General features: G+C 34.8%; 19 protein-coding genes. 12 read left to right on the forward strand and 7 right to left on the reverse strand.

Annotated features, from left to right (window positions below; all coding sequences use genetic code 11):
- Window positions 1–149: 149 nt before the first annotated feature.
- From LNQ34_RS20245 to LNQ34_RS20260, 4 genes are all read right to left on the reverse strand, one after another.
- On the reverse strand, window positions 150–1934 hold the full coding sequence (locus LNQ34_RS20245; RefSeq protein WP_230001023.1) for a zinc-dependent metalloprotease: 1785 nt from the start codon (window positions 1932–1934) through the stop codon (window positions 150–152).
- 187 nt (window positions 1935–2121) lie between these two features.
- On the reverse strand, window positions 2122–3945 hold the full coding sequence (locus tag LNQ34_RS20250; RefSeq protein ID WP_230001024.1) for a zinc-dependent metalloprotease: 1824 nt from the start codon (window positions 3943–3945) through the stop codon (window positions 2122–2124).
- Window positions 3946–4031: 86 nt separating this feature from the next.
- Window positions 4032–5057 (reverse strand): hypothetical protein, encoded by a 1026-nt coding sequence (locus LNQ34_RS20255; RefSeq protein ID WP_230001025.1) that lies wholly within the window; start codon window positions 5055–5057, stop codon window positions 4032–4034.
- Between the two features lie 695 nt (window positions 5058–5752).
- Complete coding sequence (locus tag LNQ34_RS20260; protein ID WP_202704339.1) at window positions 5753–6607, reverse strand: CvfB family protein; 855 nt, start codon at window positions 6605–6607, stop codon at window positions 5753–5755.
- A 166-nt stretch (window positions 6608–6773) separates the two neighbouring features.
- Here LNQ34_RS20260 and LNQ34_RS20265 point away from each other — a divergent pair, with 166 nt between their 5' ends.
- A complete protein-coding gene (locus tag LNQ34_RS20265) occupies window positions 6774–8123 on the forward strand; it encodes a M28 family metallopeptidase (protein WP_230001026.1) in 1350 nt (449 codons plus the stop codon).
- A 524-nt stretch (window positions 8124–8647) separates the two neighbouring features.
- On the opposite strand, the gene menD is transcribed toward LNQ34_RS20265, so the two are convergent.
- On the reverse strand, window positions 8648–10312 hold the full coding sequence (gene menD, locus LNQ34_RS20270; protein ID WP_230001027.1) for a 2-succinyl-5-enolpyruvyl-6-hydroxy-3-cyclohexene-1-carboxylic-acid synthase: 1665 nt from the start codon (window positions 10310–10312) through the stop codon (window positions 8648–8650).
- A 180-nt stretch (window positions 10313–10492) separates the two neighbouring features.
- Between menD and LNQ34_RS20275 the strand changes: the two genes are divergently transcribed.
- The 3 genes from LNQ34_RS20275 to LNQ34_RS20285 all read left to right on the forward strand — a co-directional run bounded on the left by LNQ34_RS20275 (window position 10493) and on the right by LNQ34_RS20285 (window position 12255).
- Entirely contained in the window at window positions 10493–11503 is a 1011-nt protein-coding gene (locus tag LNQ34_RS20275; RefSeq protein ID WP_305070286.1) for a thioredoxin family protein, read from the forward strand.
- Between the two features lie 31 nt (window positions 11504–11534).
- Window positions 11535–11672, forward strand: a complete 138-nt coding sequence (locus tag LNQ34_RS20280; RefSeq protein ID WP_230001028.1) for a hypothetical protein — start codon at window positions 11535–11537, stop codon at window positions 11670–11672.
- An 85-nt stretch (window positions 11673–11757) separates the two neighbouring features.
- Window positions 11758–12255, forward strand: a complete 498-nt coding sequence (locus LNQ34_RS20285) for a GNAT family N-acetyltransferase (RefSeq protein WP_202704335.1) — start codon at window positions 11758–11760, stop codon at window positions 12253–12255.
- A 515-nt stretch (window positions 12256–12770) separates the two neighbouring features.
- Here LNQ34_RS20285 and LNQ34_RS20290 read toward each other — a convergent pair.
- Window positions 12771–13358, reverse strand: a complete 588-nt coding sequence (locus LNQ34_RS20290; RefSeq protein WP_230001029.1) for a glutathione peroxidase — start codon at window positions 13356–13358, stop codon at window positions 12771–12773.
- A gap of 838 nt (window positions 13359–14196) precedes the next feature.
- On the opposite strand from LNQ34_RS20290, the gene LNQ34_RS20295 reads away from it, so the two are divergent.
- The 3 genes from LNQ34_RS20295 to LNQ34_RS20305 all read left to right on the forward strand — a co-directional run bounded on the left by LNQ34_RS20295 (window position 14197) and on the right by LNQ34_RS20305 (window position 15985).
- Window positions 14197–14727: an RNA polymerase sigma factor gene (locus LNQ34_RS20295; protein ID WP_017498502.1), complete on the forward strand. Its 531-nt coding sequence runs from the start codon at window positions 14197–14199 to the stop codon at window positions 14725–14727.
- A complete protein-coding gene (locus tag LNQ34_RS20300; RefSeq protein ID WP_230001030.1) occupies window positions 14727–15515 on the forward strand; it encodes an anti-sigma factor in 789 nt (262 codons plus the stop codon). The genes LNQ34_RS20295 and LNQ34_RS20300 overlap by 1 nt, the downstream gene beginning before the upstream one ends.
- 89 nt (window positions 15516–15604) lie before the next feature.
- Window positions 15605–15985: a DoxX family membrane protein gene (locus LNQ34_RS20305; protein WP_230001031.1), complete on the forward strand. Its 381-nt coding sequence runs from the start codon at window positions 15605–15607 to the stop codon at window positions 15983–15985.
- Window positions 15986–16054: 69 nt separating this feature from the next.
- Here LNQ34_RS20305 and LNQ34_RS20310 read toward each other — a convergent pair whose 3' ends face one another.
- Complete coding sequence (locus LNQ34_RS20310) at window positions 16055–19261, reverse strand: cytochrome c biogenesis protein CcsA (RefSeq protein WP_230001032.1); 3207 nt, start codon at window positions 19259–19261, stop codon at window positions 16055–16057.
- 338 nt (window positions 19262–19599) lie between these two features.
- On the opposite strand from LNQ34_RS20310, the gene LNQ34_RS20315 reads away from it, so the two are divergent.
- From LNQ34_RS20315 to LNQ34_RS20335, 5 genes are all read left to right on the forward strand, one after another.
- Entirely contained in the window at window positions 19600–20361 is a 762-nt protein-coding gene (locus LNQ34_RS20315; RefSeq protein ID WP_202702825.1) for a Rossmann-like and DUF2520 domain-containing protein, read from the forward strand.
- Window positions 20345–20872 (forward strand): KdsC family phosphatase, encoded by a 528-nt coding sequence (locus tag LNQ34_RS20320; RefSeq protein ID WP_230001033.1) that lies wholly within the window; start codon window positions 20345–20347, stop codon window positions 20870–20872. The genes LNQ34_RS20315 and LNQ34_RS20320 overlap by 17 nt, the downstream gene beginning before the upstream one ends.
- A gap of 113 nt (window positions 20873–20985) precedes the next feature.
- The gene (locus LNQ34_RS20325) at window positions 20986–21912 is read left to right on the forward strand and encodes a geranylgeranylglycerol-phosphate geranylgeranyltransferase (protein ID WP_230001034.1); all 927 of its coding nucleotides are present in this window, start codon (window positions 20986–20988) and stop codon (window positions 21910–21912) included.
- The gene (locus LNQ34_RS20330; protein ID WP_202702828.1) at window positions 21905–22489 is read left to right on the forward strand and encodes a Maf-like protein; all 585 of its coding nucleotides are present in this window, start codon (window positions 21905–21907) and stop codon (window positions 22487–22489) included. The genes LNQ34_RS20325 and LNQ34_RS20330 overlap by 8 nt, the downstream gene beginning before the upstream one ends.
- Window positions 22490–22499: 10 nt before the next feature.
- A complete protein-coding gene (locus LNQ34_RS20335; RefSeq protein ID WP_202702829.1) occupies window positions 22500–23030 on the forward strand; it encodes a mechanosensitive ion channel domain-containing protein in 531 nt (176 codons plus the stop codon).
- Window positions 23031–23155 lie beyond the last annotated feature (125 nt).

The raw sequence follows: 23155 nt of genomic DNA on the forward strand, positions 1-23155 counted from the left end.
TCCGTAAGAATTGAACGAAATTTTCACCAGTAAAGGGAAATGAATCGAGAGTTTAAGTATGATCATACCTATTGCATACAAAAAAATGCTTCGAATACTCAATTATTAAGACAGGTCGTTAAAAAAACGATAACAACCTCTCCATCAAACTATTCTTTAATAAATTGCTTGCTGCTATTTTTTATTCTAATGATGTATAATCCATTTGGGAGAGTGCTAATATTAATTTGTCCGGTTTGGGTTCTGCCAGTCAGTATTTGCTGCCCTGTTAAGTTATAAATTGCATATTCTTCATTTTCCATATTCGAAATAGTTAAAATATCCTTTACCGGATTAGGGTATAAAACAATGTCTCGCGATTTTTCTGCTTCTTTTTCCAACGTATCTCTCTTGTTTCTGCCTGTTTTACCCGATCTTAAATCTTTCACTGTAATGTTAAGATCTGTATTGATAGCAACGTCTGTTGATTTCTCAATGGTATATAAATCAGGGTAATCATTTCTAATTGTAGCTCTCATTACTCTAACTTGACCTGGAGTGAACATAAACTGGCAATCGGTATAATCCATCATATTCTCTACTAACCTCCTATGTCCACCACATTGAACAGGGGCAACAATGCAACTTACACCTATATAGTTCATATCTTCTGTAGGAGGCGTATCGCTAATTTTATCATTTAAACCATCACAACCTCCTTCAAAAGTATGTTTCAGTCCAAAATAATGTCCCAGCTCGTGAGCTGCTACTCCTTTTTTAAAAATTATATCATTACTACCGTAGTAGTAATCCAAAACAATAAAAGCTACTTTTAGTTCGTTCTTTTTAGTACGTCCCCTAATTGTAACTCCTGCTTCAGAACCTGTGCCACTATTTATTCCATGAACATATTTAATGAATACTTCATTTTTATTTGTGTTATTGCCATCAATCTCACCGTCTTTTCCTTTTATTAACTCATTTATGTCATAAATTTGCTTTAATCCTTTTCTGATGGTAATATTTATATCTTTGAATACAATTCTAGTATTAGCCATTTTGGCACCTGCCGCCACTGCTGCAGTTGGTAAAGTTTTGCCGGTTTTGTCTGTGTATACCTTATTGACCCAATTAAATTGCTGTCTTACCAAATTTTCATAATAAGAAGCTGTATTATTATCTTGCGGGGCTTCCAGAACCTCTACATTTACTTTTTTGATGATAAAATAAGGATACTCTTTTTCTATTATTCTCTTCAAATTGTCATTCCTTTCCACCGCGGGGACCCGTACGTCCATCAAAGTAGCATCTTTCATCGCAATTTTTACCACTACAGGCTGGTTTTCTAACTGTATCAGTTTATCCTCATCTATTTCCAAAGAACAGGAAGAACTTACAAGGCTAAAAGCCCTAAGCCAGTTCCAGGCCCAGCCTCCACAATTCACTGTAACTGTATTCGATGATTTAGCACCCAGTGTTTTTATATCATCAGAAGAAATCTTACCAATCTGCTGGCCATAATCAAAGTATTGGTAATTCATCTCTTTCGTTGTTTTAGAAAACACATTTGGGGAACTTTGAGTGATTTCCACATTATAGATCGGTCTGGTTACAAATGTCTTCTCATCGTTTGTCAATAGCTGCAACCCTCCTGCTCTCTTACTGTCGTAAGCATGCACCTCGATTTTGATGTGACCTCCGGGTTTATCTATGGTTCCCTTAATACCGCTTAGGTAGTTGTTGCGACGGTTGTAAAGTCCTTTGTAATATACGGTCAGTAAATCAGACTCAATGCTATTGTCTGTTTTGGGATTTGCAGACCAAAATACCTTCTCTCCAACTACCTTTATATTATTATCCGGATAGCTGACAACACCACTGCCTTCTGATTTTTGGGCATACATAAACCCCGAAAAACAAAATATAAAACTCAAAATAGTATATTCTTTTTTCATAATGTCTCTTGTTAAATGTCTCTTGTTAGATTTTAAAATCCGGCAAAATTGAACGAAATTTTCACCAGTAAGGGGAAATGAATCGAGAGTTTAAGTACGATCATACTTAATTGCATACAAAAAATACTTCGAATACTAAATTATTAAGACAGGTCGTTAAAAAAACGATAACAATCTCTCCATCAAACTATTCTTTAATAAATTGCTTGCTGCTATTTTTTATTCTAATGATGTATAATCCTTTTGGGAGAGTGCTAACATCAATTTGTCCGGTTTGGGTTCTGCCAGTCAGTATTTGCTGGCCTGTTAAATTATAAATTGCATATTCTTCATTTTCCATATTCGAAATAGTTAAAATATCCTTTACAGGATTAGGATATAGAATGATATCTTGGGATTTTTCTACCTCTTTTTCCAAAGTATCTCTCTTGCTTCTGCCTGTTTTACCGGGTCTTAAATCTTCCACTGTAATGTTAAGATCTGTATTGATAGCAGCGTCTGTTGATTTCTGAGTGGTATATAAATTTGAAAAATCCTTTTTGATCGCATTTCTCATTACTTTGACCTGACCTGGGGTGAACATAAACGTGCAGTTGCTATAATCCATAATATTCTCTATCAACCTTCTGTGCCCACCACATTGAACAGGAGCAATACAATTTTCATAAAATCTCGTTTTTGGTTCTTCGGCAGGTGGAGTATCACTAATTTTATCATTTTTACCGGTACAACCACCTTCAAAAGTATGTATAAGGCTAAAATAATGTCCCAACTCGTGTGCAGCTGTTGTCTTTTTTATCGATAGTTCATTAACATCATCTTTATAGTCATAAGCCAAAACAATAAAAGCTAGTAATAGTTTTTCATTGCCATCACGCCCGACAACAGTTACTCCTGAAAAAACCGACTTTTCTGAGATTAATTCAGGTACATATTTGATGACTATTTTTTCTTTACTATCATTACTTACAAGATCTCTTATATTAATTCCATCAGCGTTTAATTTTTGTATTTCAGGTATTGAATTTATCTTATCTTGATTATAGATCTTCTTTGATCCTTTCCGGATAGTTATATCAATATCTCTGAATACGATTCTGGCATTAGCCATTTTCGCACCTGTCGCCACTGCTGCAGGCGGTAAAGTCTTACCTGTTTTATCGTTATAGGCTTTATTAGCCCAATTAACCTGTAGTCTAACCAAATCTTCATAATATTGGGCCGTATTATTATCTGCCGGGGCTTCCAGAATTTCTACATTTACTTTTTTGATGATAAAATAAGGATACTCTTTTTCTATTATTCTCTTCAAGTTGTCATTCCTTTCCACCGCGGGAACCCGTACGTCTATCAAAGTAGCATCTTTCACCGTAATTTTTACCACTACAGGCTGGTTTTCTAACTGTATCAGTTTATCCTCATCTATTTCCAAAGAACAGGAAGAACTTACAAGGCTGAAAGCCCTAAGCCAGTTCCAGGCCCAGCCTCCACAATTCACTGTAACTGTATTCGATGCTTTAGCACCCAGTGTTTTTATATCATCAGAAGAAATCTTACCAATCTGCTGGCCATAATCAAAGTATTGGTAATTCATCTCTTTTGTTGTTTTAGAAAACACATTTGGCGAACTTTGAGTGATTTCCACATTATAAATCGGTCTGGTTACAAATGTCTTCTCATCGTTTGTCAATAGCTGCAACCCTCCTGCTCTCTTACTGTCGTAAGCATGCACCTCGATTTTGATGTAACCACCAGGTTTATCTATGGTTCCCTTAATACCGCTTAGGTAGTTGTTGCGACGGTTGTAAAGTCCTTTGTAATATGTGGTCAGTAAATCAGACTCACTGCTATTGTCTGTTTTGGGATTAGCAGACCAAAATACCTTCTCTCCAACTACCTTTATATTATTATCCGGATAGCTGACAACACCACTGCCTTCTGATTTTTGGGCATACATAAAACCCGAAAAACAAAATACAAAACCTAAAATAATTTTTCTTTTCTCTCTCATAATTTTATCTAATTAACTCCTAAAATCGCTAACAAATAGTCGTTGTCTTTATATCCTAAATAACAACTGAATCAGTATATTATCAATTATTTACGATAATTACTTTCTTTTTCAAGTGCTTCTATCTTTTTATTCAATATTTCAATTTTCTCATTTTGATTCCTGATGTTTTTATTTTGGTCAATGATATGAAGAAGCAACTCTTCAACATTTTGTAAAAGGCCTTCATTAAAAGTATGTATTTTATATCCTTTTTCATTTACCTCTTTCTCAGAGACTATACCAGGAAGATGTTTGTTTTCTTTAACATAATTTTCCAAAGCCATTAAATCCATTTTCTTATAATCACTCTCAAAAACAACATCCTTCCAATGTGGTTTAGGAATAATATTTAAATCTGATGTCAAAATTTGTTTTTCAACAATAAGGGAGCAGTCCGCTTTAAGATCGTCAGTTAATCCGGGATTAGCTTCTATATTTTTAGAGCTGCCAATGTAGGTCATTCCACCCACTGTTAAGGCTGCGCCGTTTACCGGATTACCTGCGTTTATTGCAAGCTGTGCCAGATCATTTGCTCCTCCATAATCCATAATGACATACTTCCCATTGATCGTAATAGCATCATTATCGTCCCCTAGCTGTATTTTATTACCTAAGTTGGAGGAAATATTCAAGCCATTTTCGTCCCCATAACTAATAAGTTGTGTTTTGTAATCATCCACCAGCACCTTAAAATTGTCATGTTGACCATTTGGGTTAGTACTGGCAACCGTTAAGTTTCCCTGAGAGTAAATATCTCCTTTTACCCATAAATCGGCCTTGTTATAAGCGCTCCAGGTTAATGACATCCCCATATACTCGGTAGATTGATCATTATCATGCCACCATCTAAAACCTTCTACTCCTTTTAGACCACTACTAGGTCCATTGTTGTCTTTATCTACCAGTAAATCAAATATCGATGCAGCATAATAATACGGATATGTATCACTAGAATAAGGTAATGGAATAAAAGTTTGAGCAAAACCGGAACCTGTAAAAAATAAAAAGGTAAATAAATTAAAAAAGTAATCTTTCCTTTTTAATTGATTTTGAAATTTAGTTGTTTTCATAATATTTATTTTTTTGTTATTAGCAATGGTTAAAAACTACAGTAAAATATGTCGCTTTCTACGGTATGAAGAAAAATCAGCTTTAAGATGTTTTTTATTATTTCGACAGTACTTTAGTGAGGAACAGAGTCCAACTAGTATTGTTTAGGAATACTATTTAAACTGGTCCCAGGATTTGTTTTTCAACAAAAAGGGAACAATCATCTTTAAGGTCTTTATAATCTATATTTTTCTTTAAAGCTTGTCACTACATATATAAGGTTACCATTAATTATGTTATATATTAACAAGCAAAACGCATTACATCTAAACCGACTGTTGAATTTTAATCGATTAAATTATGTAAGTAAATTTATGTTAAATAAACAAAACACCATTGCAAAATAAATAAGTGCAAGGATTGATGTAATAAATGGCTGTATATAAACAACAACTTTAACTTTAGTCTTTTTCTTGTAAAAAACCAAAAACTATATTCGAATTCGATTTTATTTGAAACTTAAATAATTCATTTTTTAATCGTCCTTCGACATTCTTCTATTGAATCTTTGCATAAATTGTCTCTTATGATGAAAACTATTTTTTCTTCATACTCTACTCTGTCTGCTTTTTCCAGAAAGTAAAACTTAAAAAAAAATCCAAATTTCAATACTAGTATTGAAATTTGGATTTTAGAATTTAATGAATCGGAATTTTTACTCTTTTACCAGATAAATCCCGTCTTCTTTAATTTCGATAAGTTTTTCTTTATACAAAGCTCCAACAGCCTTTTTAAACGTTTTTTTACTCATTTTCAGTACCGTTTTGATATCTTCCGGATGCGAATTGTCATTTAAACGTAAAAAACCTCGATTGGCTCTTAATTCGTCCAGAATCTTTTCTGCATTAGGCTCAATACTTTGATATCCTTGTACTTGTAATGCAACGTCGATTTTATTATCAGGACGGATATTTTTAATGTAACCGCGCATTCTGTCCCCGGTTCTGATGGCGTCATCATACACCTCGTCTTTGTACAGCAATCCTTTGTGTTTCTCGTTAATGATCACATTGATTCCTATTTCGGTGATATGAGACACAATTAATTCTACTTCCTCCCCTTTTTCAACGGTCAGATGCTCATTGCTCAAAAACTGATTGGTTTTACTTGAAGCTACCAGACGATTTGTTTTTTCGTCCATGTACAAATACACCAGGTAACGTTTTCCCTTCTCCATAGGACGGGCCTGTTCTTTGAACGGAACAAGAATATCCTTTTCCATTCCCCAATCCATGAAAGCACCTACGTTATTAATGTAATTTACTCTTAACAGCGCAAATTCATTCAACAGGATGTAAGGCTCTAAAGTGGTCGCCACCGGACGCTGTTCGTGGTCCAAATAAACAAAAACGATTAATTCTTCACCAATTTCAAACTCGTTCGGAACGTATTTGTTGGGTAATAAAATATCGTGAATTCCTTCAGGGTCTTTTTCAGGATTTCCTAAAAACAAGCCAACTTTGGTATCACGAAGTATAGTAAGGGTATTGTATTTTCCTATTTCAATCATATGCTAAAAATTCTAAGCTGTTAAACAGCTAAGTTTCGAGCTGCAAATGTACGAAGTTTGAAAATGGTAATCCTAAAAATGTTTCTAATTAAAAAAAGGCAGTTGCATCTTATTCTAATTTATTCCTTTTGGTTACATTTGAGAACCTATAATTAATCCAAAACCAATGAAAAAGACCATTTTCTATTCTATTTTTACCTTCTTATTTTTTACTCATATTTCTACTTCACAGATTACAGAAGATCCTGAAATCAAAAAAATGATTGGTGAAATCAAAGCCGAAAATCTGGAAGCTACGATTCATAAATTAGTTTCGTTCGGTACCAGACACACCCTCAGCGACACTAAAAATAAAACCAAAGGCATTGGTGCGGCGCAACAATGGGTGAAATCTGAGTTTGATAAATTTGCTTTGGAATCTGGCGGAAGACTTACTTCTAAAATCGATTATTTTGACGTAAAAGCTGATGGGAAACGAATTGCCAAAGACAGTCAGCTTGGAAACGTTATGGCAACTTTAAAAGGTACCGATCCAAACGACAATCGTGTTCTTATCATCAGCGGACATCTGGATTCCAGGGTTTCGGATGTGATGAATGTCAAATCTGATGCTCCCGGTGCCAATGATGACGGTTCCGGTGTTGCGGCCGTCATCGAACTGGCCAAAGTAATGAGTAAAAGATCATTTCCTGCTACCATCATTTTCGTTGCCGTAACCGGTGAAGAACAAGGGCTTTATGGTGCCCGACATCTGGCTGAATTAGCCAAAGCAGCCAACTGGAATATTGTAGCGATGCTCAATAACGATATGATTGGAAATAGTCTTTCCAGCGGTACAAATTTAAGAGATAACACTCAAATCAGAGTATTTAGTGAGACCATTCCATTTACAGAAACTGAAGAAGAAGCCAAGATGCGCAAAGCAACAAACCGCGATAACGATAGTCCGTCACGATTATTGGCACGTTACATTAAAACAGCTACAGAGCAGTATGTAGATCAATTAAAAGTGAAATTAGTATATAGAAACGATCGTTTTCTTCGTGGCGGAGATCATACTCCTTTCAGTCAAAACGGCTTTACTGCTGTTCGTTTCTGCGAAATGAATGAAAATTTCAATCATCAGCATCAGGATTTAAGAACTGAAAATGGTATCCAATACGGTGATCTTCCGGAATTCATGGATTTTGACTATTTGAGAAAAAATACTTGTTCGAACCTGGCAACACTGGCTAATTTAGCCTGGTCACCAAAAGCACCTTTAAACGTGGGGATCGAAGTAAAAGAACTTTCCAATTCTTCTACTTTAGTCTGGACTGCACCTGAAGGACAAGCTCCTTTTGGTTACCAGATTTTAATGAGAGAAACTTCATCGTCTCATTGGGAGAAAACTTTTTTTGTGAAAGAAACCAAGGCCGAAATTCCCTATTCTAAAGACAATTACTTTTTTGCCATACAAAGTGTTGATGCTTTAGGACATGCAAGTTTACCGGTATTTCCGGTTCCGATTCGTTAAATTCTCTTACTATTATAAAACAAAGAAGACGCAAAGAAAAAAAATAATCTTTGCGTCTTTTGTAATTTATAAGGCTGAAAGCCTGAAAGTACAAGCATAGTGTAATGCACTATGTATAAATTAAACAAGAAATATTGTCCTGAAAGGGCAAAAGCAAACAGATCGGAGCATACATTTTAATAAAAGCAGCTCATTTTCCTTTAGAATATCATCCGGAATACGATAGATTGTCTTTCTTTGAATTTGGGCTTTTGCCCTTTCAGGGCTAAAACAATCGCCTTCATAATTCATAGTGCTTCTCACTATGCTCTGGCTAAAGCTCTTTCAGAGCAATAGTTTTGGAATAACTAATTCTGTAGCTTACAAGTTTTGGACAAATCTTTTTTCATAGAAAATTCTTGATGATTCACAAAACTTTGAGGTATTACAAAAATAACCCTATCATCTTTAAATATTTTTTTGAATTAAGAGAACAATCGTTATTCAAACTACTCCACAACTTTCCGTATTGCCCTATTTTCAACTTAAGCCAACTCTTTAAAATACTGCTTTAAAACAATATCATTCTCCAAAGTTGGCGTGAATACTTCCAAAATACAAGGAGCGTTGTTTGTAGCATAAAGCGACTTAATACCTCCCGTTAAAGATTCTTCATCTGTGGCTGTAAAATAAGGCATCTTATACATTTTGGCCAAATGTTCGGCTGTCAAATGATGTGACGTTTCGAAATAGGTATTAAAAACCGGTTTTTCTTCATGGCCTGGAAGAATCCTAAAAATTCCTCCTCCTCCATTATTGATTAGAATAATTTTGAAGTTTTCAGGTATGTACGAATTCCACAAAGCATTGCTATCGTAAAGAAAGCTAATATCTCCGGTAATAAAAACGGTTTCTTTATCGTTTCCTACTGCTGCACCAATTGCTGTTGAGGTACTTCCGTCAATACCACTAGTTCCGCGGTTACAATAAACTTCGATTGAAGGATCAATCTCAATTAACTGTGCATATCGAATGGCTGAACTATTGCTAATTTGCAACTGACTGTTTTTAGGAAGTGACCCGATTACTTTTTCAAATACTTTAAAATCTGAGAAGGTAATTTTACGCAGATATTCTTCTTTTCTGATTTTTCTTAAATCGTAAATTTGATCAATTTTAGAAAAATAATCACTTGCTGTAAATTCTGTCTTTGGAAGCAGCACTTTGAAAAAAGCATCAGGTTCCATTACAAAATGCTTCGTTAAAGCACTAAAGGTATCATAAGCACGTAAAGTATCAATATGCCAGTGATGTTCGGGTTTGTATTTTCGCAAAAAGGCTTTAATACGTTTGGATACAATCATACCTCCAAAAGTGATTAACACCTCTGGCTCAAGATCTTTAAAATCAACATCATCAAATGGCGTAATTAAAGTATCGATACTGTTAATAAAACTTGGATGATGCAAATTTGAGGTAGTCTCTGTCAGTACTACAATTGAGGGATCTTTGGCGAAGTTTTCCAAAATTTCTTTATCGACAGAATTCGCTTCATTTATTCCTCCAATAAGAATTAATTTTCTTTTTGAAGTATTCCAGACAGAAACAACTTCTGCTTCGTTTTCTATAGTTGTTGTTCCGACAATTTCCTCTAAATGGGTAATTGCTGGTGCTACAGAAAGTTCGGAAACAGTTTCGTATAAGGGCTCTTCAAAAGGAGCATTAATATGAACAGGGCCTTTTTGAAGTATCGCTGCTTCTATGGCTTCGTTGATCTTTAAATCGTTTTCTACTGAAGCTTCTTCAGTCAGATTGGCATTATATACTGAATGGTTCTGAAAAACATTCTCCTGACGAATGGTTTGCCCGTCTCCAATATCAATCTTACTTTGCGGGCGATCTGCCGAAATAACAATAAGTGGAATCTGACTGTAAAATGCCTCGGCTACAGCCGGATAATAGTTTAACAAGGCAGAGCCTGAAGTACAAACAACTGCGGTAGGCATTTTGGTTTGCTGTGCAATTCCTAATGCAAAAAAGGCAGCGCAGCGTTCGTCGGCAATACTATAACAGTTAAAATTAGGGTTTTGAGCAAATCCGATCGTTAGAGGAGCATTTCTTGATCCCGGAGAAATAATAATATTAGTGATTCCTTTGCCTGAACAAATTTCGATAATGCTTTGTGCAAGCGCTATTTTGGGGTAAATCATTCTTATGGTGTATTACTTTTTGAAAAGAGACTTACAGTTATAAAACTCTTTTTTTAACCTCACAAAGTTACAAACTTCGCATTGGATTTAACTTATAAATAGGAAGATATTAAAAAGGAGTTTCCCGAAAAAGGGAATATATTTGTAAAACTGATTGTTTCTATCCAAAACAAACCGATTATGCGTTTCTTATATCTATTCTTTCTTTTTATATCCCTACAGACTACATCGGCTCAAAATCAATTTATTCCTGATGACATGCCTTATAAGACCGCTCTGAACAATGCCAAAGCACAAGGAAAACCGGTTTTTCTAATGCTTTATGCCGATTGGTGTCCGCATTGTAATCTGATGAAAAAAGAAGTTTTTAGTGATCCTGCTGTGATCGATTTTCTAAAAAAGAATTATGTGTGTGTCTGGAAAAATATTGAAAAAGAAGAAGGAACTGCACTTAAGAATAAATTCAATACAAAATCGTTACCTTCCTTTTTGTTTATAGACCCTGCCACCGAAACCCTTTTATATGCTTTAAAAGGCGAATTAAAAAAAGAGGTTTTTATGACGGAAGTAAATAATGCCTTAAATCCGAAACTGCAATTGCCCTATCTGGAAAAAGAGTTTCTCGCTGATCCTTCTAATGTCGACAAATTTTTCAACTATCTGAACACGCTGAAAAAAGGAAAAGACCGTACTGACTTATCAATTCCAACACATATTTATCTCAATACACAATCTGACGCGCAATTAATTAGCGAAACCAACTGGCGAGTGATTGCCAATGGGGTTACCGATATCAAATCGAGGGAATTTCAGTATGTATTAAGTCATAACAAGGAATTTGCTGCTGTGGCCTCGCAAAGTCGTATCGATCGTAAGACTGAAAGTATAATCACAGAATCACTTCGTCCGTATGTTGATAATTTAGACACTACCAACTATTACAAACAAAGAGAAATTGCAAAATCGATACGCTTGCAAAAAGTAGATTCGCTGGTTTTTAAATTTGACTTAACTCTGGCAGAACGAACCGAAAAATGGCAATTTTACAAGAAAGTTACACTCGAAAGCACCCAAAAGTTAGTCTGGAATGATGCCAGTTCTCTGAAAGATATCGGACAAACTTATTTAAAGCATATTTCGGATACCGAGAGTTTAAAAAAATCAATCGTATGGATAAAAACATGCTATTGAACTGAATGATTCTTACGATGGAAATCTACTTTTGGCAAGGCTTTACCAAAAAATAAAAGATAAGAAACTGGCCTTGCAATATGCTAAGGATGCTAAAGAAATCTCCAAAGAAATGAATTGGAACCCCAAAGAAGTTGACGCTTTACTGAAAGAGCTAAACGCTAAATAATATTTTTTAGGAATCATCAGGCTGTCTCTTTAAAATAATTGCCAAGCAGTCGCACTCAAAAAACATCGCATATACCCAAAAAACTATGAGCCTAAACCTTAGACCGGCAACAACAAATGATTTAGAAAAGATTCTAAATATTGTAAACCATTCGATTCTGCACACCACCGCAAATTATAGTTATGAAATTCAGACTCTTGACGTTCAAACGAAATGGTTTGAAGATAAAAAAGCTAAAAATCTGCCCATAGTGATTGCCGAATTAGATGGCGAAGTAGTAGGATTTGGGAGTTACGGACAATTCCGTGAGAAAATCGGGTATCAATATACCGTAGAACATTCTGTATATGTAGTGGATACTGTTATTGGAAAAGGCATTGGATCTCAGTTACTGTCAGAGCTCATTCGTCTGGCTAAAGAACAGGGGTATCACGTTATGATTGGGGCAATTGATGCCGATAATGCCGGGAGTATTGCTTTTCACGAAAAATTTGGATTTGTCGCCACCGGAACCCTTCGCGAGGTAGGATATAAATTTGATCACTGGCTCGATTTGGTTTTTATGCAGTTAATATTGAAATAAACAGCTTTAGAAATACAAAATAAGAAACCCGCTAAAAAAATAGCGGGTTTTATTATTGATCTAACAAAAGCTAAAAAGAAAAGGGCTGAAAGCCCAAAAAGCAACAGCATAGTGCGTAGTACTATGAGTTAGATTAGGGGTGGGAATTGCCCTGAAAGGGCAAAAGCAATCTTCATTCCCTATAAATCTCAATAAAAACCGTTCACAACTCTTAGAGAATCTCACACAAAATATACAGAATGCATTTCTTTGCAATCAGGCTTTTGCCCTTTCAGGGCGTAACCCATAATTGCCATCATTATTCATAGTGCTATGCACCATGCTATTGCTATAGCTCTTTCAGAGCAAATGTTAATCTCATAAATCAGTTTTACAAAATCATCTCTTTCCTTTTTTATAATGTAACAAAATGAGTCAGAACAATGTTCTTTGTCCTCCATCTATAAACAAAAAAAATCCACAAAATTAAAAAGTAAAATTTCAATTTTGTGGACTAGATTTATTGTTTTCTTTTTTTAACCCTTGATCCAGTTGATAACTTCCGGATCTGTTGGCAATGTTCTTGGTTTAATCACTTTTACCAACTCCCCTTTTTCGTTAATCAGGTATTTTTGAAAGTTCCATTCTACTTCAGAATCCTTCAACCCGTTTTTGGATTTTTGTGTTAAGAATTTGTATACTTCACACATATCACTTCCTTTTACAGAAACTTTATCCATCATTGGAAAAGTTACACCATAATTTTGCTGGCAGAATGTCTCAATCTCTTTATTTGTTCCAGGCTCCTGCTCGGCAAAATTATTAGCAGGAAAACCCACAATTACGAATCCTTTATCTTTATACTCTTTGTAAATTGCTTCAAGATCTTTGTATTGAGGAGTTAAACCGCATTTTGATGCCGTGTTAACAATCATCACTTTTTTCCCTTTTAGCGAAGCAAAATCAAAAGTGTCTCCTGATAAATCTTCTACCTTAAATTGATAAATGGTTTCTTTTGTCATAGGTTTATCCGTTTTAGATAATTTCTCTTTACTGGTTTGTGCCTGAATTTTAGTACCGAACAAAAGGACAATACTACAAGCTATAAATGCTACTTTTTTCATTGTTTATTTTTTTATAAAATTAGTTAAATTCTCTTCTCAAAATCACTTTAAAATCTTTATTTTTTGCTAAACATACGTTAAATAAAAAAATGAAGCCTAACGTTAATCAGACGTTAGGCTTCCCCCCATACAAACAAATCAAACCATGAATTAATTGTTATTCCCCTTTTATATCGTTATATTAAAAATAGTTGATGCCCCGGTTTTAGTGTGCTCATATTTCAAAATTCCAATCCCTCAGGCGTATCTTTTTTAACGGCTTTTATCTTTTATTCTGGGCAAGAGTTGGACTACCTTCATTTTTTCTGGAAGTCCGAAGACATCAACTGATCTACTAATTCCTAAATAATGTATTATCGTTTATTACAAACTCTGAATTCTTATGAACAAGTCCTTTACGAAAATCACTTTTACTGAATCCCGCCAGCGACAAAACTGTAGTCAAACCAATAATCAATATTTTCAGTTTATTTAAGCTATTCATGACAAATAAATTTTTATTTATTGAGATTTACTTTACGATTTACTCTTTCTAAATATTAATTTTCATTACTAACTTTAAAAGCAAAAACGCCATTAAAAAATTCAAAACTTATTCATTTTCAAGTTTTTGCTATTTTCGACACTATAAATTCGATGTTATAATAGCATTTACGCAATTGGATTGCTTTTGGTTTTAAAAAAATCAAAAAAAAATGATATTTTTTTCAAACCCCTTACTTTCCTAGGTTTAAGACTACTAAAAAAATTAAAATATTCACGAAAAAATAAATTATCTTTATCTCAGGTTAGACATAATGTCCCTTAAAATTTTGTTCCAACTTAAAATACCACACCTATGAGTCAAGAAGAATTATTAGTTTTAATTTACAAGAAAGACGAACGAGCTTTTACCCATTTGTACGATATGTACTCGAAAAGTTTGTTTTCTGTTATTAATGTTCTCATAAAAAATCGTGAAGAAGCCGAAGATGTTTTGCAGGAAGTTTTTGTCAAAATCTGGAAAAACATCGATTCTTATAATGAGAGTAAAGGTCGGTTTTACACCTGGATCCTTAATATTGCAAGAAATACCTCCATTGACAAGTTAAGATCCAAAAATTTTAATAACAGTCAAAAAAACCTTTCTTCAGATAATTTCGTAAATCTGTTAGACGACAGTAATAAACTCGTTAATAGAATTGATACTATTGGAATACAAGAATTTGTGAAAAAATTAAAACCCAAATGTATCGAGATTATTGATTTATTATTTTTTAAAGGATATACCCAACAAGAAGCTTCAGAAGAATTGGCAATGCCATTGGGGACTATCAAGACGCAAAACAGAAACTGTATTAATGATCTAAGAAATTATCTAAAAATATAATGGAAGCAAAAGAGTATATAGAATCAGGAATTCTGGAACTATACGTTTACGGTTTATTGACCGAAACTGAAAATCTGGAAATAGCCGAACTGGCTAAGAAAAACCCGGAAGTTGATCAGGAAATTATTTCGATAGAGAAAGCTATTGTAGCTTTATCATCAAGTTTTTCTCCTTTTCACTCGGTAGCTAATTTTGAGAAGATAAAAGCTCGTTTAGAGCTGAAACACGGCAAAGTAGTCGACATGAAACCAGCTTCGAACTGGTCACAATATGTAGGCTGGGCTGCGGCAGTGTTACTGCTTTTAGGCTTTGGATATCAAACTCTGGAATTGACAAAAACGAAAGAAGCTATTGCTACTGTTGGGACTGAGAAAAACAAAATTGAAAAAGATTACGCTTTCTTAGATCAGCAGAACAAGCAAACCGAAAAAAGTCTGACTATAGTGAGGGACATCAAAAACACCGGTGTAACACTTGGCGGGCAAGCCGTTTCTCCAAGTTCATTTGCAAAAGTGTACTGGAACAAAGGCACAAAAACGACGTATATTGATGCTGCCGGTTTACCAAAACCTCCAAAAGGTATGGTGTATCAGGTTTGGGCTTTAAAATTAAGTCCTGTACTAACACCTACGAGTATTGGTTTATTGAGCGATTTTGAAGGAAACTCTCAAAAAATATTTGCTGTAAATCAAACCGATTCAGCAGAAGCTTTTGGAATTACTTTAGAACCTGCCGGAGGAAGCCTGACGCCTACAATGGAACAATTGTATACTTTAGGAAAAGTTTAAAACAAAATACATCTTATCACTTAAAAAACGCATATTCAATTTAATATGCGTTTTTTATTATTTTCAATTTGAAATATACCTAAAAAATTATGAATGGAAATTTACTTTTAAGAACTGCGGTCGCTATTATACTCCTTACTCATTCGGTTTTCGGAATGTTTAATAACGGAATCAATGATTTTGGAAATCTTTATTTAAATCAGATTGGCTTCGCTCCTTTTGGCGTTTTTCTGGCCTGGTCTATTAAACTATCCCATGTAGCAGCAGCCATTCTTCTGCTTATTAACCAATACGTTAAACCGGCAGGATTTATCACTATCCTCATATTGATAATGGGAATAATCCTTGTTCATTTTCAGGAAGGCTGGTTTGTTGTAGGCGGTGGAAGAAACGGTGCCGAATATAACTTTTTACTCATTGTCGTACTGCTGGCAATTATGTATCCCAATGGCTTAAAAAAACTAAACTAAATACCTCCCGTTTAGACATAAAAAAAGATTCAGCTAAGCTGAATCTTTTTTTGTTTATTATACTATTTACTATTTTTTCTTGCTTTTATAGTATTTACGGTATTTCGGATACGTTAAAGCTCCAATAACTGAAATGGTTCCTAACGAATACCAAATCCAGCTTAATGAATGTGCTTCTCCAGTGGCATACGAGTGTAAACCAACTAAGTGAAAGTTTACTCCATAATATGTGAACAATATTGATACAAAAGCAAACATACTCATTAAGTTAAAGAACCATTTTCCTCTAAGTGCCGGTACAAAACGAGCGTGAATCACAAAAGCATATACCATAATTGAGATTAAAGCCCATGTTTCTTTTGGATCCCATCCCCAATAACGTCCCCAACTTTCGTTAGCCCACTGTCCGCCCAGGAAGTTACCAATCGTTAACATGATTAAACCAATCGTAATCGACATTTCATTGATATAAGTGATCTCTTTGATATTTAAATCCATTTTAGCTTTGTTCTTTTCATTGGTAAAGAAAATCAATACCAAGGCTACAAAACCTAAAATCATTCCTAAAGCAAAAGGACCATAACTTCCAACAATTACTGCTACGTGAATCATTAACCAATACGAGTTCAATACCGGTTGTAAGTTTGCAATTTCAGGATCAATCCAGTTCATATAAGCTGCCATTACGATCATGGCAGTCACAAAAGCAGATGAAGCTACGGTAAGTTTCGATTTTCGGTCAAAAGCCAATCCAAAGAACATTGTTGCCCATGCTACATATATAATAGACTCATAAGCATTACTCCATGGAGCGTGACCCGAGATGTACCAGCGTGCAATAAGTCCTAAAGTGTGCAGTGCAAACAATACTCCTACCAGTATATGGAAACCGTTGATCGTTATGCGAAGCCATTTTTTCTCAAAAAAGATATTTACAATAGTAAACATCAACATCAAGACTGAAACGGTAAGATACCAGTACGGCAATTTTTTGAAAATATCGTATTTGTTATAGGTTATTTCGGCATCAATTTTCTCCTCGCTTGGTCTTACCTTAGCCCCAAACTTTTTTTGGAAACCATTAATACTTTCTACTAACTGATCGGCTGTTGTAAAGTTTTTAGAAATTGAGCCATTGTTTAATGCACTAAAATACATTGGCAGAATTTGCGTTACATAAGTCGAATCCATTCCTTTAAATCCTCCCTGTTGTCTTTCCAGATACGAAACCCATTTGTGATTTGGATCATTCGGAATAGGGAATATTTTCAGAATGCTGCCACTTAAAGCAGATTCCATCAGATTCACTCTTTTATCGGTATCTATGAAATCTTTCTCAAACTGATTTGGATTTGCTGCTTTATAGGCTGCATCTAAAAATGGTGAAAGTTTATAATTTCCGTTAGCATCAAAAAACTGTACAAACGCGGCACGTTTAGCTTCTTTCTCTACGCCAATAATTTTTCGAATACTGTCGTTTCCGGATCTTAGATGAATCAAAGGAATTTGTATCCAAACCTGAGCATACTGCGTCATAGACAGAAATACCTGATCAGAATTCATTCCGTTGTAGGTATCACTCTGACTTACTTTTCGAAGCAATTCAGATGAAAAAGTATTCACCGGTTTCATTCTACCTCCCGCATCCTGAATAATCAAACGTCCAAATTTAGCGGCATGTGATTCGGGAGCTTTGTAAATGGTGAGTAAAGAGTCTAACTGTTTCTGACTTGGCGGTGCAGTAACATGATTGGCATGATCCTTTGGATCTGTGTTGTGATCGTGATTGTGTCCCGGTGTGTGTACATGCGGAGCCTGAGCAAAACCACTTAAACCAATCATTAAAACTAAAATGGTGATTAGTTTTTCTTTTTTCTTTTTTACGCCTTCTAGTTTGCGTTTCAAATCGCCAAAACGGGAATGTTTGGTAAACATAATAGCCATTAAGCCTATGTATAAAAGAAAATATCCTAAATAAGTAATATTAGTTCCCCAGAAATCGTGATTTACCGACAATACTGTTCCTTTTTCGTCCGGATCAAATGAAGATTGAAAAAATCGATATCCTTTGTGATCTAAAACGTGGTTCATATAAATATCAGCATTAAATGTTTCTGTTGAATCCTGAACGGTTACTTTACTTTCAAAAGAAGAGTAGCTTTTTTCTGTTCCCGGATATTTTGTAGCGATAAAATCGTTTAACTTTATTTTGAAAGGCAAAACATAGGCTTTACTTCCGTAGAACAAACTGTATTCGATTTTTCCAATTTTAACCGTCTGAGGCTCCCCTACACTACCTTTAGAGCCTAAAAGTCTAACTTGTTTTTCCTGTCCGTCAGCCTTAATTTTTACAATCAAAGCATCATGATGTGATTTGGCTTTGTAATCGTTATTAGATTCATAATCCACAACTCCTTTAACGGCAGGATCAGGAAATACAATTCTGATATCACCAATACTGTACAAAGAACGCATCATTAAAGGTTGTACATTATCTTTGCTTACCTTACCTTTTAACTGATCGGCCATTCGCATGAACTCTCCTTCAAAAGGTGTCTGGATGGTATATTTATCTCCTGTAGTATTGATGTTGATTGCACCGGCAGTTGGTTTGTTCAACGCAAATAATACATTGTGAATATTTTGTACTTCACCCTCTTTCAGGTAATGCTCCTCACGTCCGCCAGAACCGGCTTCTACCATTTTTAAGTATAACGTTCCTGTTGGATCCGGTTTTATAGTCTCTTTAGCCCCCATGATGTAATTCACGTACGACACTTCAAAAGGAGTCTCATCGAATTTTCCGGAAAGCGTAAAATCATTATTGGTCACAGGTGAAAACAATAAGCTTTTGTCAAAAACTCTGCGTTTCATTTCTCCCTTATATTCTCCATCTGCAAAAACAGTCAGGAATGTTTTATCAGAATAAATTTGATTCTCAGCAGCCCCTTCACGGATAGGCATCATTCCTTCATAACTGATATAACGCGTAATAAAAGCTCCTAAAAGAATAAAAATAAAGGCAAGGTGAAGTAACAAAGTGGCCCATTTTTCTTTTTTATGCAATTGGTAACGTTTGATGTTTCCAAAGAAATTGATCAAAAAGAAGACCATTATCGCTTCAAACCACCAGGTATTATAGATTAAAATTCGGGCTGTATCTGTGTTGTACTTACTTTCGATAAAAGTTCCAACACCCATTGCAATTGCGAATGTTAAAAAAAGAACGGCCATTAATCGTGTAGAAAACAAAAAAGAGAATATTTTTTTATCCATTTTTAAGGAATTACATTGTATAAAAGTGGCACAAAAATACTTAAAAATGTTGATTTGCAACGGCTGTAATTTGTTAATAAAAACCAAATATAAATTAGTAAATCAAATCATTTCTTTAAAAAACGTGCGTTTAATTTTACAAATTTACAATCGAGTTTATGAATCTGTTTTTTTATGCCACAGATTACGGGATTAAAACAGGATTTATTCTTTGAGCAAACTACTTTTAGAACAGTCCTTTTTAAATAAATCAACAGAATCATTGCAATCCGTATAATCTGCAGCTAAACTTCTTTCATGCTTATTCTCTTTAAAAAAAATAATACTAATTTTGCGCTATGATTCGAATTACAATAATTGGTTCCGGAAATGTTGCCCAGCATTTGATCAAAGCTTTCTCTAAAAGTGAAGCGGTAGAAATTGTGCAGGTATTTTCGAGAAAAAAGGAAGCCCTTGCTTCTTTGGTAAGTTTTGAAAAAATCACGGATAGTTTTGACTCTTTACAAGAAGCTGATCTGTATATAATCGCGGTTTCAGACAATGCAATTTCAGAGGTTTCAAAGCAGTTACCATTTCAAAATCGTCTTGTCGTTCATACCTCAGGAGCGGCTCCCATCGAAACTCTGGATATAAAAAATCGTAGAGGTGTTTTTTATCCACTTCAAACCTTTTCTAAAAATACCACCATTGACTTTTCAGTGATTCCGGTTTGTCTGGAGGCTGAAAATACCTTTGATTTTCGTGTTTTAGAAAAAGTAGCCAAAAGCATTTCAAAGTCGGTTTACCCTATCAATTCCGATCAAAGAAAGGCACTGCACGTTGCAGCGGTTTTTGTGAACAATTTCACCAATCATCTGTATCAAATCGGACAGGAGATCTGCAAAGAACATCAGGTGCCATTTGACGTTTTGAAACCTTTAATCCAGGAAACGGCTCAAAAAATAAATACACTAGATCCGATTGACGCTCAAACCGGACCTGCAAAACGCAAAGATTCTACTACAATCGAAGCGCATTTGGAGTATTTAAACCCTGAAAATCAAAAGAATATTTATAAAATACTAACACAATCTATACAAAATAATGGCAAAAAATTATAAAGAAATAATGAATGACATCACCACTTTCGTTTTTGATGTTGATGGTGTGCTTACTGATAGTTCCGTTTTTGTAACCAATGAAGGAGAGATTCTTCGTACCATGAATATTCGTGATGGTTATGCTATGAAAGCAGCAGTTGAAAGCGGTTACAATGTTTGCATTATTTCAGGCGGAAGCAATGAAGGTGTTCGTGTACGTTTGCGCAATTTAGGCATTAATGACATTCATTTAGGAACTCCCGATAAAGTAGCAACTTTTGCAGCATATACTGAAACTTATAACATTCAACCGGAACAAGTTTTGTATATGGGCGATGATATTCCGGATTATCATGTGATGAAATTAGTAGGTTTACCAACTTGTCCACAAGATGCAAGTCCGGAAATTAAAAACATTTGCCGCTATATCTCACACGTAAATGGTGGTAAAGGTGCCGTACGCGATGTGATCGAACAAGTAATGAAAGTTCAGGGGAAATGGATGGAACATTTTAACGGAAAACACGATTAATGATTGCTGATTGTAGATTTTAGATTTTAGATTTTAGATTGCGCGATCACATCTCACATTTCACAAAAAAACTTAGCCCCTCAGCCTCTCAGAACCTTAGTACCTATAAAAAAATGAAATTCCTCAAACTCATTCGCTACAAAAACCTGCTCCTGCTAGCTTTTATGCAGGTATTATTTCGCTATGCCTTTCTAAAACAGCAGAATATTCCTTTAGCTTTAGCGGACTGGCAATACGGATTATTGGTTTTAAGTACCGTTTTACTGGCAGCAGCGGGATATGTCATTAATAATATTTACGATGTTGCAACGGATAGTATCAATAAACCTGCTGATGTTGTAATTGGTAAAGGAATTTCTGAAACAACAGCCTATAACCTTTATATTGGACTTAACATTACCGGGGTTGCTATTGGATTCCTGTTGTCTAATATCATTCTAAGGCCTATGTTTGCTTCGCTTTTTATTTTAATTGCTTCACTGCTTTACTTTTACGCAACGACATTAAAACAAATTATGATTTTGGGAAATTTTGTTGTGGCCTTATTACTTTCTGTAAGTGTATGGATTATTGGAATTTTCGACCTTTTTCCGGCTACCAATTCTGAAAATCAGGCACAAATGGCGAGTTTTTTCTCCATCTTAACCGATTATGCAATATTTGCTTTTATGATTAATTTTATTCGGGAAATCGTCAAAGACATTGAGGATCATAATGGCGACTACAATCAGGGAATGAACACATTGCCAATCGCTATAGGAATTAGCAGAACTGCAAAAATAGCCTTGGGACTTGCAATAATTCCTTTTATTTCTTGTTTACTTTATATCAAAACCTATTTTGTGGAGAACAATCTTTTTATCGCTACATTTTATGCTTTTGCATTTGTTTTGGCTCCCTTATTGTATTTTATTGTAAAAATATTTGGAGCGAAAAATCAAAAAGAATTCCACCATTTAAGTACCGTTTTGAAACTAATTTTATTCTTTGGAATTTTATCCATTCTCGTTATCACCTTAAATATCAAATACAATGCTTAAAGAAAAGCTAAAAAAATATACGTTAATTCTAGCTTCGGGATCGCCTCGCAGACAGCAGTTTTTCAAAGACCTGGATCTTGACTTCGAAATTAGGTTAAAGGACATTGAAGAAATCTATCCGCCGGAACTAAAAGCAGTCGAAATCACAGATTATCTGGCAGCATTAAAGGCCAGTGCATTTGAAGGTGAACTGAATGAAAATGAAATCCTGGTCACCAGTGATACCATAGTTTGGCATGAGAATAAAGCACTAGGTAAGCCAAAAAATGCCGAGGAAGCCTTTGCTATGATCAAGTCATTATCCAACACTACTCATGAAGTGATCACCTCCGTTTGTTTTAAAACAAACAGCTCTTCTACTCTTTTGAATGATATTACAAAGGTTACCTTTAATGATTTATCAGACGAGGCAATTTTGTATTACATCGAAAATTACAAACCCTACGACAAAGCCGGTGCTTATGGCATTCAGGAATGGTTTGGTTTTATGGCAGTTGCAAAAGTAGAAGGTTCTTACACCAATGTTATGGGATTGCCAACAGCCAAAGTTTATGAATATTTGAGTACTTTAGTGTAAAAATTTGTTTATGTTTTCTTTCAAAGAATATAGCCAGGAGATCTTAACTACCATAATTTTGATTCTCGTTCTGATAGCGTTGCGTATTATTGTTGCAAAACTAATTCGTCGTTATGCCAGTACAAGTCAGTTATTAGAGCATCGTACCAATTTAGTGATCAAGTACATTCACTTGCTCATGAACATACTGGTTATGATTAGCCTGATAGTAATTTGGGGCGTTGAAACCAAAGATATTTTCATAACGGTTTCTTCCATTGCTACTGTAATTGGAGTGGCTATGTTTGCTCAGTGGTCTATTTTGAGCAATATAACTTCGGGAATGATTTTGTTTTTTTCTTTTCCTTTCCGAATTGGAGATACCATCAAAATTCATGATAAAGACTTTCCAATCGAAGCAGAAATTGAAGATATAAGCGCCTTTCATGTGAACTTAAAAACAAAAGACGGCGAAAAGATTATTTTTCCCAATAATTTACTGCTACAAAAAGGAATTTCTATAATGCCTGTCCAATACGAAGAAAAGGAGTTTTTTGATTAAGATAAGTTCTTGAATCTTATACTATTTTATTCAACAAAATGCCTCTTTTCCTCAAAGCGTTAGGGATGGTAGCGATATCCTTTTGCAATACCCAAACATTTTTTTGCATCTCCCAAATCTCCTAT

The organism is Flavobacterium lipolyticum (assembly GCF_020905335.1).
Lineage (GTDB): Bacteria > Bacteroidota > Bacteroidia > Flavobacteriales > Flavobacteriaceae > Flavobacterium > Flavobacterium lipolyticum.

Excerpts from the sequence above, each read along its gene's own strand:
- LNQ34_RS20325 (WP_230001034.1), top strand. The coding sequence starts at position 20,986 with ATGAAATTCCTCAAACTCATTCGCTACAAAAACCTGCTCCTGCTAGCT.
- menD (WP_230001027.1), bottom strand. The coding sequence starts at position 10,312 with ATGATTTACCCCAAAATAGCGCTTGCACAAAGCATTATCGAAATTTGT.
- LNQ34_RS20320 (WP_230001033.1), top strand. The coding sequence starts at position 20,345 with ATGGCAAAAAATTATAAAGAAATAATGAATGACATCACCACTTTCGTT.
- LNQ34_RS20335 (WP_202702829.1), top strand. The coding sequence starts at position 22,500 with ATGTTTTCTTTCAAAGAATATAGCCAGGAGATCTTAACTACCATAATT.
- LNQ34_RS20275 (WP_305070286.1), top strand. The coding sequence starts at position 10,493 with ATGCGTTTCTTATATCTATTCTTTCTTTTTATATCCCTACAGACTACA.
- LNQ34_RS20330 (WP_202702828.1), top strand. The coding sequence starts at position 21,905 with ATGCTTAAAGAAAAGCTAAAAAAATATACGTTAATTCTAGCTTCGGGA.
- LNQ34_RS20315 (WP_202702825.1), top strand. The coding sequence starts at position 19,600 with ATGATTCGAATTACAATAATTGGTTCCGGAAATGTTGCCCAGCATTTG.
- LNQ34_RS20285 (WP_202704335.1), top strand. The coding sequence starts at position 11,758 with ATGAGCCTAAACCTTAGACCGGCAACAACAAATGATTTAGAAAAGATT.
- LNQ34_RS20250 (WP_230001024.1), bottom strand. The coding sequence starts at position 3,945 with ATGAGAGAGAAAAGAAAAATTATTTTAGGTTTTGTATTTTGTTTTTCG.
- LNQ34_RS20295 (WP_017498502.1), top strand. The coding sequence starts at position 14,197 with ATGAGTCAAGAAGAATTATTAGTTTTAATTTACAAGAAAGACGAACGA.
- LNQ34_RS20260 (WP_202704339.1), bottom strand. The coding sequence starts at position 6,607 with ATGATTGAAATAGGAAAATACAATACCCTTACTATACTTCGTGATACC.
- LNQ34_RS20310 (WP_230001032.1), bottom strand. The coding sequence starts at position 19,261 with ATGGATAAAAAAATATTCTCTTTTTTGTTTTCTACACGATTAATGGCC.
- LNQ34_RS20300 (WP_230001030.1), top strand. The coding sequence starts at position 14,727 with ATGGAAGCAAAAGAGTATATAGAATCAGGAATTCTGGAACTATACGTT.
- LNQ34_RS20290 (WP_230001029.1), bottom strand. The coding sequence starts at position 13,358 with ATGAAAAAAGTAGCATTTATAGCTTGTAGTATTGTCCTTTTGTTCGGT.
- LNQ34_RS20255 (WP_230001025.1), bottom strand. The coding sequence starts at position 5,057 with ATGAAAACAACTAAATTTCAAAATCAATTAAAAAGGAAAGATTACTTT.
- LNQ34_RS20265 (WP_230001026.1), top strand. The coding sequence starts at position 6,774 with ATGAAAAAGACCATTTTCTATTCTATTTTTACCTTCTTATTTTTTACT.
- LNQ34_RS20245 (WP_230001023.1), bottom strand. The coding sequence starts at position 1,934 with ATGAAAAAAGAATATACTATTTTGAGTTTTATATTTTGTTTTTCGGGG.
- LNQ34_RS20305 (WP_230001031.1), top strand. The coding sequence starts at position 15,605 with ATGAATGGAAATTTACTTTTAAGAACTGCGGTCGCTATTATACTCCTT.